Source organism: Pseudomonas sp. NPDC090592 (assembly GCF_044769185.1).
Taxonomy (GTDB): domain Bacteria; phylum Pseudomonadota; class Gammaproteobacteria; order Pseudomonadales; family Pseudomonadaceae; genus Aquipseudomonas.
Genome location: NZ_JBIVXJ010000014.1, coordinates 23,326 through 35,493, shown reverse-complemented (window position 1 = coordinate 35,493; position 12,168 = coordinate 23,326). Strand labels below are relative to the sequence as shown.

Annotated in this window: 12 protein-coding genes; 5 read left to right on the top strand and 7 right to left on the bottom strand. The window is 63.3% G+C overall.

From position 1 onward, the window contains the following. Positions 1–25: 25 nt before the first annotated feature. Both ACIQUI_RS14530 and ACIQUI_RS14525 read right to left on the bottom strand, forming a co-directional pair. Positions 26–787 (bottom strand): YdcF family protein, encoded by a 762-nt coding sequence (locus ACIQUI_RS14530; RefSeq protein WP_403199620.1) that lies wholly within the window; start codon positions 785–787, stop codon positions 26–28. 133 nt (positions 788–920) lie between these two features. Further along, positions 921–1,235 carry a hypothetical protein gene (locus ACIQUI_RS14525; protein ID WP_403199617.1) on the bottom strand — a complete coding sequence of 105 codons (315 nt, stop codon included), beginning with the start codon at positions 1,233–1,235 and terminating at the stop codon, positions 921–923. A gap of 228 nt (positions 1,236–1,463) precedes the next feature. Here ACIQUI_RS14525 and leuS point away from each other — a divergent pair, with 228 nt between their 5' ends. From leuS to ACIQUI_RS14500, 5 genes are all read left to right on the top strand, one after another. Next, positions 1,464–4,070 (top strand): leucine--tRNA ligase, encoded by a 2,607-nt coding sequence (leuS, locus tag ACIQUI_RS14520; protein WP_403199614.1) that lies wholly within the window; start codon positions 1,464–1,466, stop codon positions 4,068–4,070. A gap of 61 nt (positions 4,071–4,131) precedes the next feature. Beyond that, positions 4,132–4,737 (top strand): LPS assembly lipoprotein LptE, encoded by a 606-nt coding sequence (gene lptE, locus ACIQUI_RS14515; RefSeq protein ID WP_403199611.1) that lies wholly within the window; start codon positions 4,132–4,134, stop codon positions 4,735–4,737. A gap of 39 nt (positions 4,738–4,776) precedes the next feature. After that, positions 4,777–5,814, top strand: a complete 1,038-nt coding sequence (gene holA, locus ACIQUI_RS14510) for a DNA polymerase III subunit delta (RefSeq protein WP_403199609.1) — start codon at positions 4,777–4,779, stop codon at positions 5,812–5,814. Positions 5,815–6,003: 189 nt separating this feature from the next. Then, positions 6,004–6,168 (top strand): alternative ribosome rescue factor ArfA, encoded by a 165-nt coding sequence (arfA, locus tag ACIQUI_RS14505; RefSeq protein ID WP_403199607.1) that lies wholly within the window; start codon positions 6,004–6,006, stop codon positions 6,166–6,168. Positions 6,169–6,228: 60 nt separating this feature from the next. Continuing rightward, on the top strand, positions 6,229–7,545 hold the full coding sequence (locus tag ACIQUI_RS14500) for a lytic murein transglycosylase (RefSeq protein WP_391129262.1): 1,317 nt from the start codon (positions 6,229–6,231) through the stop codon (positions 7,543–7,545). A 114-nt stretch (positions 7,546–7,659) separates the two neighbouring features. On the opposite strand, the gene ACIQUI_RS14495 is transcribed toward ACIQUI_RS14500, so the two are convergent. The 5 genes from ACIQUI_RS14495 to ACIQUI_RS14475 all read right to left on the bottom strand — a co-directional run bounded on the left by ACIQUI_RS14495 (position 7,660) and on the right by ACIQUI_RS14475 (position 11,884). Continuing rightward, positions 7,660–8,598, bottom strand: coding sequence for an LD-carboxypeptidase (locus tag ACIQUI_RS14495; protein ID WP_403199893.1), 939 nt, complete (start codon positions 8,596–8,598; stop codon positions 7,660–7,662). 110 nt (positions 8,599–8,708) lie between these two features. Then, complete coding sequence (gene lipA / locus ACIQUI_RS14490; protein ID WP_391129268.1) at positions 8,709–9,725, bottom strand: lipoyl synthase; 1,017 nt, start codon at positions 9,723–9,725, stop codon at positions 8,709–8,711. Positions 9,726–9,727: 2 nt separating this feature from the next. Beyond that, positions 9,728–10,375 (bottom strand): lipoyl(octanoyl) transferase LipB, encoded by a 648-nt coding sequence (gene lipB, locus ACIQUI_RS14485; protein ID WP_391129271.1) that lies wholly within the window; start codon positions 10,373–10,375, stop codon positions 9,728–9,730. Continuing rightward, a complete protein-coding gene (locus ACIQUI_RS14480) occupies positions 10,375–10,650 on the bottom strand; it encodes a DUF493 domain-containing protein (RefSeq protein ID WP_003249736.1) in 276 nt (91 codons plus the stop codon). The genes lipB and ACIQUI_RS14480 overlap by 1 nt, the downstream gene beginning before the upstream one ends. A gap of 73 nt (positions 10,651–10,723) precedes the next feature. Next, entirely contained in the window at positions 10,724–11,884 is a 1,161-nt protein-coding gene (locus tag ACIQUI_RS14475) for a D-alanyl-D-alanine carboxypeptidase family protein (protein ID WP_105946268.1), read from the bottom strand. Positions 11,885–12,168 lie beyond the last annotated feature (284 nt).

Sequence of the window (12,168 nt, the reverse complement as noted above, 5' to 3'; positions counted from 1 at the left end):
GAGGCCGGCACAGGCAGCACAAGGTTCAGTAGAAAACCCGATACCCCACCAACCCCACCACCTCATTGAACAGCTGCCCGCTCTGCCACATCGCCCGGCTCTCTGGCAGCAACCCACCAAACGGCCGAGCATGATCGCGCCCCAGGAACCCCACCGGCGCCGGCACCACCTCGAACCCGGCCTGCTCGAAGCTCCAGCGCGAGCGCTGCATGTGCCAGGCCTGGGTCACCACCACCACACGGCGAATGCCCAACGGCTGCAACACCTTGGCTGTTAGCTGGGCGTTCTCCCAGGTCGTGCGGCTGGCCTCTTCGCGCCACTTCACTTCGACCGAAAAATCCTCATGCAGACGATCAGCCATCAACCGCGCCTCACTCGGCGGCGTACCGTAGTGCAACCCACCACTGGTCAGCACCGGAAGGCCTGACGCCTTGGCCAGCTGCGCAGCAAAACGCATGCGTTCCAAAGCCGTGGCCGTGGGCTGGTCGCTACCACCCCAGGCCGGGTCGCCACGTTCGCGGCCTGCGCCCAGCACCACAATGGCATCCGCCCGCTTCGCAAGGTCGGCCCAGTCACCTACCGCCAACGGTGGCTCGCTTTCCAGTACATGGGCGGTTTGCTGCACCACCAGCGGCAGGCTCATCAGCCACAGGCCACCAAGCCCCACGGCAAAGCACAGCGCCGCCAGCCGTGGCCGCCGCGCACGCAGCCACCAGGCCACGAGCAGCAGCAGGAACAGGATGCCCGGCGGCATCAGCCATTGTTTGATGAAAAATCGGATCGGCATCGGCCACACCTCCTTGGCAGGCGTGCAGCCTAGAAGGATCGGCGCCGGTCAACAAGGGTGCGAGCGGCGCCGATCGTGAGTTGTGTGTTGTCGAAGAACCGGCGCACTGGCCCGCGCCTGGCGTCCTGAACGGCTAGCGATGTGGCAGCGTCCTGGACCTCGCCGGACTGGCGGGGCGCTTCTTGTCCTTGAGCCAGATGATCTTGGCCGATGTCGGCTCCGCTTGTGGGTAACTGCCGACAGAACCAATGTGGCGCTCCGGGAGGGATTCCAGGTAGGCCTTGATCACTTCGAACTCTGCGTGGCTCAGGCCACGCAACTCCAGCTCGGCTGGCATCTCGTCGCGCAATCGTACCGAGGTCCTGGCCACTTCCAGTGCCAGGCCAAGCCGGTCGATCAGGCGCTCGTAAAGCTCCGGTTTCATAGCGGGTAGCTGCGTCTCTCCCATCCGTCACCTCAATTGAAGATAAAGAATATCTCCCCCCACACCTGAGCTTAGCGGCGCCTTGAAAAGCAGCCGGGCGCTGCGACCAGCGGCCATTCGCAACGAAGGTTTCCCACGATGCGCGGCGCTGCTGTATGCTACGGCGTTCACTCTGAACGACACCGGAGTGCCGGACGCAGCGAGGTTCCGCTGCCTGGAACAAGGTCTCTTCTCTCTCAGCCAAAAGTAGCCATGCACGAACAATACACGCCCCGTGATATCGAAGCCGCCGCCCAGAAGTTCTGGGACGAGCAACAATCGTTCGCTGTTACCGAACAGCCAGGCAAAGACACCTACTATTGCCTATCGATGTTCCCGTACCCGAGCGGCAAGCTACACATGGGCCACGTTCGCAACTACACCATCGGCGACGTGATTGCCCGTTACCAGCGCATGCTGGGCAAGAACGTCCTGCAGCCGATGGGCTGGGACGCTTTCGGCATGCCCGCAGAAAACGCGGCGATGAAAAACAACGTCGCCCCGGCCAAGTGGACGTACGAAAACATCGACTACATGAAGACCCAGCTCAAGAGCCTGGGCCTGGCCATCGACTGGGCACGTGAAGTCACCACCTGCAAGCCCGACTACTACCGTTGGGAGCAGTGGCTGTTCACCCGCCTGTTCGAGAAAGGCATCATCTACCGCAAGAACGGTACCGTGAACTGGGACCCGGCGGACCAGACCGTACTGGCCAACGAGCAGGTCATCGACGGCCGCGGCTGGCGTTCGGGCGCGCTGATCGAAAAGCGCGAAATCCCGATGTACTACTTCCGCATCACCGACTACGCCGACGAGCTGCTGGAAAGCCTCGACGAGCTGCCGGGCTGGCCTGAACAGGTCAAGACCATGCAGCGCAACTGGATCGGCAAGTCGCGCGGCATGGAAGTACAGTTCCCGTACGACCAGGCCAGCATCGGCCATGAAGGCACCCTCAAGGTCTTCACCACCCGCCCCGACACGCTGATGGGCGCGACCTACGTCGCCGTTGCCGCCGAGCACCCGCTGGCGACCCAGGCAGCCCAGGGTAACCCGGCGCTGCAGGCGTTCATCGACGAGTGCAAGAGCGGCAGCGTCGCCGAAGCCGACATGGCCACCCAGGAGAAGAAGGGCATGGCCACTTCCCTGCTGGTAGAGCACCCGCTGACCGGTGAGAAGCTGCCGGTATGGGTCGCCAACTACGTGCTGATGCACTACGGCGACGGCGCCGTGATGGCCGTGCCGGCCCACGACGAGCGTGACTTCGAGTTCGCCCACAAGTACAAACTGCCGGTCAAGGCCGTGGTGCGCACCAGCGCTGGCGACGAAGTCGGCAGCGAATGGCAGGCCGCCTATGGCGAGCACGGCCAGCTGATCAACTCCGCCGAGTTCGACGGCCTGGACTTTGCCGGCGCCTTCGACGCCATCGAAGCGGCCCTGATCCGCAAGGAACTGGGCAAGTCGCGTACCCAGTTCCGCCTGCGTGACTGGGGTATCAGCCGCCAACGCTACTGGGGCTGCCCGATCCCGATCATCCACTGCCCGTCCTGCGGCGACGTACCGGTGCCGGAAGACCAGCTGCCGGTCACCCTGCCAGAGAACGTGGTGCCGGACGGCGCCGGTTCGCCACTGGCGCGGATGCCCGAGTTCTATGAGTGCACCTGCCCGAAATGCGGCACCGCTGCCAAGCGCGAAACCGACACCATGGACACGTTCGTCGAGTCGTCCTGGTACTTCGCCCGCTACGCCTCGCCGAACTACGACAAGGGCCTGGTAGACCCGAAAGCCGCCAACCACTGGCTGCCGGTCGACCAGTACATCGGTGGTATCGAGCACGCGATCCTGCACCTGCTGTACGCGCGCTTCTTCCACAAGCTGATGCGCGACGAAGGCCTGGTCACCTCCAACGAGCCATTCAAGAACCTGCTGACCCAGGGCATGGTGGTCGCCGAAACCTACTACCGTGTGGCCAGCAACGGCGGCAAGGACTGGTTCAACCCGGCCGATGTCGAAATCGAGCGCGATGCCAAGGCCAAGATCATTGGCGCCCGCCTGAAGACCGATGGCCTGCCGGTGGAAATCGGCGGCACCGAGAAGATGTCGAAGTCGAAGAACAACGGCGTCGACCCGCAGTCGATGATCGAAGCCTACGGCGCCGACACGTGCCGCCTGTTCATGATGTTCGCCTCGCCGCCCGACATGAGCCTGGAATGGTCCGACTCCGGCGTCGAAGGTGCCAGCCGCTTCCTGCGCCGTGTCTGGCGCCTGGCCCAGGCGCACGTCAGCCAAGGCCTGCCTGGCAAGCTGGATGTTGCCACCCTGGACGACGCGCAAAAGGTCATCCGCCGCGCCATCCACGCTGCCATCAAGCAGGCCAGCACCGACGTGGGCCAGTTCCACAAGTTCAACACCGCCATTGCCCAGGTGATGACCGTGATGAACGTGCTGGAAAAGGCCCCGCAGGCCAGCGAACAGGACCGCGCCCTGCTGCAGGAAGGCCTTGAAGCCGTGACCCTGCTGCTGGCGCCGATCACCCCGCACATCTCCCACGAGCTGTGGCAGCAGCTGGGCCACGCAGGCTCGGTAATCGATGCCGCCTGGCCAAGCGTCGACGAACAAGCGCTGGTGCAGGACACCATCACCCTGGTGGTCCAGGTCAACGGTAAACTGCGCGGCCAGGTCGAGATGCCTGCCACGGCCAGTCGCGAAGAAGTCGAAGCCGCCGCCCGCAGCAACGAAAATGTCCTGCGCTTCATCGATGGCCTGACCATCCGCAAGGTCATCGTGGTACCGGGCAAGCTGGTCAACATCGTCGCCAACTGATGGCAGCGCCCGCTCGCAGTCACTGCGGGCGGGCGTAACAGGCCCACAAGGGAGCAACAACATGATCAAACGCAATTTGCTGGTAATTGGCCTGGCGGTCATGCTCAGCGCCTGCGGTTTCCAGCTGCGCGGCACCGGCTCTACCGAGCTGAGCGTGAAGGAAATGGACGTCAGCGCACGCAACGCCTACGGCCCGACCGTGGTCGAGCTGCGCAAAGTATTGGAGCGTAGCGGTGTCAACGTACACGCCGGCGCCCCCTACCGCCTGGTGCTGACCAACGAGCAGGAAAACGAACGTTCGGCCACCTACAGCAGCGGCAACCGTACTGCCGAGTACGAGCTGACCAGCGTGCTGAACTACAGCATCCAGGGCCTGAACAACCTGGAACTGATGAGCGACAAGCTGGAAGTGCGCAAGATCTATGTGCGTGACGGCTCGAACATCACCGGGTCCGAGCAGGAAGCCAACCGCGCCCGTGAAGAAATGCGCCGTGACCTGGTAAACGCCATGGTCGTGCGCCTGCAAATGCTGACCCCGACCCAGCTGGACGAGCTGCAGCGCAAAGCCGACGAGCGTGCCCAGGCCGAAGCCGCCGCGCTGGAGGCTGCCCGTCGCCAGCAGGCCGAAACGCCTCAGCAGTCGCCGCTGGAAGTACCGGGCAACTAAGCCCGCGTGGGGCACCTTCGGGTGCCCCGCCTGTTTCCCATGAAACTCGCCCCCGCCCAACTCAACAAGCACCTGCAAGGCGCCCTGGCACCGGTCTACGTGGTCAGCGGCGACGATCCGCTGCTGTGCCAGGAAGCCGCCGACGCCATCCGTAATGCCGCGCGTCAGCAAGGTTTCGACGAACGCCAGGTATTCAGTGCCGATGCCAACTTCGACTGGGGCACCCTGCTCCAGGCCGGCGCCAGCCTGTCGCTGTTCGCCCAGCGTCGCCTGCTGGAACTGCGTCTGCCCTCTGGCAAGCCCGGTGACAAAGGCGCCGCTGCGCTGATGGAGTACTGCGCCAACCCCGCTGAAGACACCCTGCTGCTGGTCAGCCTGCCCAAGCTCGACGGCAGTGCGCAGAAGACCAAGTGGGGCAAGGCGTTGATCGAAGGCGCGCACTGCCAGTTCATCCAGATCTGGCCGGTGGATGTGCACCAGTTGCCGCAGTGGATCAACCAGCGCCTGCAGCAAGCCGGCCTGTCGGCACAACGTGACGCTGTCGACCTGATCGCAGCCCGCGTGGAAGGCAACCTGCTGGCGGCCGCGCAGGAAATCGAAAAGCTCAAGCTGCTCGCCGACGGCAACCAGATCACCGTGGAAACCGTGCAGGCCGCCGTTGCCGACAGCGCCCGCTTCGATGTGTTCGGCCTGGTCGATGCCATCCTCAATGGCGAAGCGGCACATGCCCTGCGCATGCTTGAAGGTTTGCGTGGTGAGGGTGTGGAGCCGCCGGTGATCCTCTGGGCCTTGGCCCGTGAGTTGCGCCAGGTGGCCGGGCTGGCCCAGCAGTTCAGCCAGGGTGTACCGCTGGACAAGGCCTTCAGCCAGGCCCGCCCGCCGATCTGGGACAAACGCCGACCGTTGGTCAGCAAGGCCCTGCAGCGTTTGTCGGCGCAGCGCTGGGCGCAGCTGCTGCAGGATGCCCAGCGCATCGATGCACAGATCAAGGGGCAGGCCGAGGGCTCGCCCTGGATCGGGTTGTCGCGGTTGACGCTGCTGATGGCTGGTCAGCGTCTGGCGCTACCTCCTCTATAACATTCACCGGCCCTATCGCCGGCAAGCCAGCTCCCACATGGATATCACAGGCCTTGAAGCCTGTGCTGTACCTGTGGGAGCTGGCTTGCCGGCGATAGGGCCGGCGAACCATATATACAATCAATTGGCCTAACCCCGCCCCAAGCCCTACAGTGCGCCGCGAAATTCACCCAACCCGGGAACGCCACCATGAGCAAAAAGCCGAAAAAGCACGGCCCCAACAAGGCCAAATCGATCATCGCCCAACCGCTGTTCCGCTGCCGCCAGGAACAACCGAACAAGGGCAAAGGCAGCTACCGTCGCGAAGCCTTCCAATCGAGAGATTGGGAGGCTTCCTACTTTTTTGCGGCATGAAAGCATCGCAAGCGCAGGCATGGTATGGTCGTCACCTGACCTGCAATTCTGGATCTGTGCATGCTCTTCCGTCTTCTCCCCCGTTGGGAAACCCGCCAGCTGATCGCGGCCTCCAGCTTCATTCTGCTCGTGGCTTGCGCGGAAAAACCCACCGCTGCCGACGCACTGCCGCTGGCCCCTGCGCAACCCGCTCCCGTGGTAACCGTACCCGGCGCAACGCCAGACGTCAGCACTGAAATCCAGCCTCTGCAAACCTTCGCCCAGTGGCAGGCGAACTTCCGCCAACAGGCCCTCCAAGCCGGCATTTCACCCAGCACCTTCGACCGTGCGTTCCTCGGCGTCACGCCGGACATGGACGTGATCAAGGCCGACCGCAGCCAGCCGGAATTCACCCGCCCAGTGTGGGAATACCTCGAAGGCGCCCTGTCGCCCCTGCGCGTGCGCAACGGCAAGAAGCTGCTGGAGCAGAACGCCGAGCTGCTGACACGCATCGAACAACGCTACGGCGTAGACCGCCAGGTGCTGGTCGCGGTGTGGGGGATGGAAAGCAACTTCGGCCAGTTCCAGGGCAACAAGTCGGTGATCCGCTCGCTGGCCACCCTGGCCTACGAGGGCCGCCGCCCGCAGTTTGCCCAGGACCAACTGATCGCAGCGCTGCAAATCATCCAGCATGGTGACATCCAGCCAGAAGCCATGCGCGGCTCGTGGGCAGGCGCCATGGGCCAGACTCAGTTCATCCCGACCACCTACAACACCCACGCCGTGGACTTCGACGGCGATGGCCGCCGTGATATCTGGAACAGCACGCCGGACGCACTGGCCTCGACTGCGCACTACCTGCAGAGCTCGGGCTGGAAGCGGGGTCAACCGTGGGGCTTCGAGGTGCAGGTACCGGCTGGTTTCGATTTCTGGCAAGCCGATGGTGCGCTGCGCAAGCCGGTGAGCGAATGGCTGGCGATGGGCGTGAAACTGCCCGCTGGCACTCAGTTGCCGGCAGGTAGCAACCCGCTGTCGGCAGCCCTGCTGCTGCCAGCAGGAGCACGTGGCCCGGCATTCCTGGTGCTGGATAACTTCCGCGCCATTCTCAAGTACAACAACTCGTCGTCCTATGCGCTGGCAGTGAGCCTGCTGGGGGATCGCTTCAGTGGCTGGGGCTTCATCGCCGGCAGCTGGCCGAAAGAGGACCTGCCGCTGAGCCGCAGCGAGCGTATGGAGTTGCAGAACCTGTTGAACAGCCGCGGGCATGAGGCCGGGAATGCCGATGGCATCATCGGCGCCAATACCCGCAAGGCCATTCGTAATGCCCAGCAGGGGCTGGGGTGGCCGGCGGATGGATATCCGACCCACAAGCTGCTTGAGAGCCTGCGTAGCCAGTGAGATTTTTGGGGCCGCTGTGCGGCCCTTCGCGGGCACGCCCGCTCCCACAGGTATCGCGCCAACCCTGTGGGAGCGGGCGTGCCCGCGAAGGGCTGCAAAGCAGCCCCAAAAATCTCAAGCCCTGAACAGGTTCTGTTCCAACACCAGACTCTGCCGATCACTGTCCAGCCGAACCCGAGCCCCCAACGGCAAGCACACATTCGGGTCGCAATGCCCGCTGCGCCACCCCGCCAGCACCGGCACGCCCAGCGGCGCAAAGATATCCACCAGCAACGGCGCCAACGCCGCCGTGGTAATCCCGGCAAAGTCCCCAACCAGCACGCCCTTCACCCCTTCCAGCTTGCCCGCCAGGCGCATCTGGGTCAGCAGCCGGTCCACCCGGTACAGCGGCTCGTTGACGTCCTCGATGAACAGGATGCAGCCCTGGGTATCCAGCTCGGCAAGGGTTCCCATGGTCGCGCCCAGCATCGACAGGTTGCCGCCCAGCAGCGGCCCGCTGGCCACACCCGGCAATACACTGCTCAAGGCATGGTCCGCCGGGTGCACGATCTGCTCCCCTGCCCGCACATGCCCACCCAACTGCGCCAGCAACGACGACTCGGTCGGCGGCAACTTGGCCCCCAGCAGGTCGGCATTAAGCATCCCGCCATGGAACGTGATCAGCCCGGCATGCCGGTAGATAGCCGTGTGCAGCGCGGTAATGTCGCTGTAGCCGATCAACGGCTTGGGGTGGCGGCGAATCAGGTCAAAGTCCAGCCGGTCCAGCAGGCGCATGCTGCCGTAACCACCGCGCATGCACACTATGGCGTCGATAGCCGGGTCGGCAAAGGCATCGTGCAGGTCTTGCAGGCGCTGCTCGTCCGGCCCCGCCAGGTAGCCCTGGGCCTGCAGCGCACCCGGGTAGATGCGGCAGCTATAGCCACGCTCAGTGAACCACTGGCTGACCTTGTACGTATCCAGCCGCGCCGCGCCCGCCGGCGCGATGATGGCGAAGCAGGCATTCTGCGGGATCGCCCTGGGCAAATGTACGGGAAGGGTATCGACACAATTCATCATGCAGCTCCAGACATCTTGTCGCTTGTAGCTTATGGCTTGTCGCCGGCAAAAAAAAATGCCGATGTTGCCTTTTTGGCAAACATCGGCATTTGTGTTTCAGCCCAGGCTCAGAGCTTGATCTTGGCTTCGTGAGCCTGCTGGTCGGCGTGGTACGACGAACGCACCAACGGGCCGGAAGCAACGTTCTTGAAGCCCATCTTGTAACCTTCCTCGGCGAACCAGGCGAAGGTGTCCGGGTGCACGAAACGCTGAACCGGCAGGTGGCTGCGCGACGGCTGCAGGTACTGACCGAGGGTGAGCATGTCGATATCGTGCTCACGCATGCGGTGCATCACTTCGATCACTTCCTCGTCGGTCTCGCCCAGGCCGAGCATCAGGCCCGACTTGGTCGGTACATGCGGCACCATCTGCTTGAACTTCTGCAGCAGGTCCAGCGACCAGTCGTAATCCGAGCCCGGGCGCGCAGCCTTGTACAGGCGCGGTACGGTTTCGAGGTTGTGGTTGAACACATCCGGCGGCTCTTGCGCGGTAATTTCCAGCGCAACATCCATACGGCCACGGTAGTCCGGTACCAGGGTTTCCAGCTGCACGCCCGGCGACAGCGCGCGGATTTCGCGGATGCAATCCGCAAAGTGCTGGGCACCGCCGTCACGCAGGTCGTCGCGGTCCACCGAAGTGATCACCACGTACTTCAGGCGCAGGTCGGCAATAGCCACAGCCAGGTTTTTCGGCTCGTCCAGGTCCAGCGGCTTCGGCCGGCCGTGGCCGACGTCACAGAACGGGCAGCGACGGGTGCAGATGTCACCCATGATCATGAAGGTGGCGGTACCACCGGAGAAGCACTCGCCCAGGTTCGGGCAGGAGGCCTCTTCGCATACGCTGTGCAGCTTGTGCTTGCGCAGCAGTTGCTTGATGCGGTCTACCTCGGGCGATACCGGAATACGCACGCGAATCCAGTCGGGCTTTTTCGGCAGCTCTTCGGTCGGGATGATCTTCACCGGGATGCGCGCCACCTTTTCGGCGCCACGCAGTTTTACCCCAGCTTCCACCTTCTTCGGCGCTTGGCGCGGGGTGACATCCTGGGTGGGTATCAGGTTCGGCACGGCTTCTTGCACAGTTGTCATATTCAGTCGATTCCGCCCGTGAGGGTCGTCTGCTCAGCGTAGTCGAGGTGCTTGACCAGCTGTCCGCGCAGCCTTGTCCTGACCTCGTCGAGTTCGATCGGACCTGCCAGGTCGCGCAGCTGGGTCATGGCCAGCCCCGCATAACCGCAGGGGTTGATTCGGCGGAATGGCGCAAGGTCCATGTCCACGTTCAGGGCAAGGCCGTGGAACGAACGGCCGTTGCGAATTCGCAGGCCGAGGGAGGCGATTTTCGCTCCATCGACATAGACGCCCGGGGCATCGGGCTTGGCCGATGCCTGCACGCCGTAACTGGCTAGCAGGTCGACCAGCGTCTGCTCGATACGGCTGACCAGTTCACGCACGCCAAAGCCCAGCCGGCGCACATCCAGCAGCAGGTAGGCCACCAGCTGCCCGGGGCCATGGTAGGTTACCTGGCCGCCGCGGTCGGTCTGCACCACCGGGATTTCGCCCGGCACCAGCAGGTGCTCAGCCTTGCCGGCCTGGCCCTGGGTGAAGACTGCGGGATGCTCGACCAGCCAGATTTCATCCTGGCTGTCCGGGCTGCGCTGCTCGGTAAAGCGACGCATGGCCTCCAGCACAGGTTCGTAGGGCTGCAGGCCAAGCTCGCGAAAACCGAGACAAGCGGGCATCAGAGCACCATTTTCACGATGCCGGTAGCGCGCAGGGCGCTGTTGATATCGTGCAGCTGGTTCTCGCTTTCGGCAACGATGTGCAATTGCACGGTGGTGTACTTGCCTTCCTTGCTCTGGCGCTCGGCCAGGGTAGAAAGGTCAACCTTCGCGTGCTTGCTGAGGATCTCGATTACCGTGTCCTTGAAGCCGACTACGGTATCGCCGATTACCTTGATCGGGTAATCGTCGCAAGGGAATTCGATTTTATGCGACTTGACGTCTGGTTCGCTCATGGCGGAAACGGCCTCGTAAGCCGTGGCAACAACAACGCCCCCGCGAGGTACGCGGGGGCATGCCGGTCACGTGTCAGTTGAACAAGCCATAGAAGAATAGACGGATGCTATCCCACATACGGCGGAAGAAACCACCTTCCTCAACGCCATCGAGGGCGATCAGGTCGGCGCTGTGAACCACTTTCTCGTCCAGTTTGACTTCCACTTTGCCGATCACGTCACCTTTGGCAATCGGTGCAGTGAGCTGCGGGTTCATGGTCATCGAAGCCTGCAGGCGCTTCAATTGGCCTTTAGGCATAGTCATGGTCAGGTCGTCAGCCAGGCCAGCCTTGATCTGGCCGGTAGCGCCCTTCCAGACCGGGGCCTGGGTCAGCTCGGTGCCCTTCTGGTAGAAGGTCTGGGTTTCGAAGAAGCGGAAACCATAGGTCAGCAGCTTCTGGGTCTCGGCAGCACGCGACTGCTCGCTGTTGGTACCGAACACCACGGCGATCAGGCGCTGGCCATCGCGAACGGCCGAGGCCACCATGCAGTAGCCGGCTTCGTCGGTGTGGCCGGTTTTCAGGCCATCGACGGTCTTGTCACGCCACAGCAGCAAGTTGCGGTTAGGCTGCTTGATGTTGTTCCAGAAGAACTCTTTCTGCGAATAGATGGCGTAGTGGGCCGGATCGACGGTAATGATCGCACGGGCCAGGGTCGCCATGTCGTGCGCCGACGAGTAGTGGTCCGGGTTCGGCAGGCCGGTCGGGTTCATGAAGTGGCTGTTGGTCATGCCCAGGTCGGCAGCCGTCTTGTTCATCATGTCGGCGAATGCGTCTTCGCTGCCGGCGATGTGCTCGGACAGGGCGACCGAGGCGTCGTTGCCGGACTGGATGATGATGCCGTGCAGCAGGTCGCTGACGGTTACCTGGCTGCCCACCTTGATGAACATGCGCGAACCGCCGGTACGCCAGGCGTTTTCGCTGACGGTAACCGGGTCGTTCTCACCGATCTGGCCACGGCGGATGTCCAGGGTGGCGATGTAGGCGGTCATCAGCTTGGTCAGGCTGGCCGGTGGCAGGCGCTCGTCACCGTTGTTCTCGACCAGCACGTTGCCGCTGGACGCGTCCATGAGTACGTAGGACTTGGCTGCCAGTTGCGGTGGCGCCGGCGTCATCTGCTCAGCCGCGAAGGCGGCAGGCGTGATCATCAGCAGTACAGGCAGGCAAAGTCGTTTGGCAAGGTTGGTGATGTTCATCCGTCTCTCGAAAATCGCTAATGGTCTGAGATGTTCCCTGGGCAAGATCGTGTGCCCAGCGCCAGTCAGTCTGGTTTTATGGCCGTTGGCCTGGCCCGTTCAAGTGCGGCGTTATGTCGCTGCGGGCAAAAGCCGTCATTGTACATGGCCGCGCCCGGCAATTCATGACAAAACCGACAGTTTGGTGTTGCCTTCTTCGCGGGCACGCCCGCTCCCACAGGGTTTCGCATGCCCCTGTGGGAGCGGGCGCGCCCGCGCAAGGGGTGGTTGCCGACCAGCCGACC

Bases quoted from the DNA above. Each gene is read 5' to 3' on its own strand.
- arfA (WP_403199607.1), top strand. From the start codon at position 6,004: ATGAGCAAAAAGCCGAAAAAGCACGGCCCCAACAAGGCCAAATCGATC.
- ACIQUI_RS14475 (WP_105946268.1), bottom strand. From the start codon at position 11,884: ATGAACATCACCAACCTTGCCAAACGACTTTGCCTGCCTGTACTGCTG.
- ACIQUI_RS14495 (WP_403199893.1), bottom strand. From the start codon at position 8,598: ATGAATTGTGTCGATACCCTTCCCGTACATTTGCCCAGGGCGATCCCG.
- ACIQUI_RS14500 (WP_391129262.1), top strand. From the start codon at position 6,229: ATGCTCTTCCGTCTTCTCCCCCGTTGGGAAACCCGCCAGCTGATCGCG.
- ACIQUI_RS14480 (WP_003249736.1), bottom strand. From the start codon at position 10,650: ATGAGCGAACCAGACGTCAAGTCGCATAAAATCGAATTCCCTTGCGAC.
- ACIQUI_RS14530 (WP_403199620.1), bottom strand. From the start codon at position 787: ATGCCGATCCGATTTTTCATCAAACAATGGCTGATGCCGCCGGGCATC.
- leuS (WP_403199614.1), top strand. From the start codon at position 1,464: ATGCACGAACAATACACGCCCCGTGATATCGAAGCCGCCGCCCAGAAG.
- ACIQUI_RS14525 (WP_403199617.1), bottom strand. From the start codon at position 1,235: ATGGGAGAGACGCAGCTACCCGCTATGAAACCGGAGCTTTACGAGCGC.
- lptE (WP_403199611.1), top strand. From the start codon at position 4,132: ATGATCAAACGCAATTTGCTGGTAATTGGCCTGGCGGTCATGCTCAGC.
- lipA (WP_391129268.1), bottom strand. From the start codon at position 9,725: ATGACAACTGTGCAAGAAGCCGTGCCGAACCTGATACCCACCCAGGAT.
- lipB (WP_391129271.1), bottom strand. From the start codon at position 10,375: ATGCCCGCTTGTCTCGGTTTTCGCGAGCTTGGCCTGCAGCCCTACGAA.
- holA (WP_403199609.1), top strand. From the start codon at position 4,777: ATGAAACTCGCCCCCGCCCAACTCAACAAGCACCTGCAAGGCGCCCTG.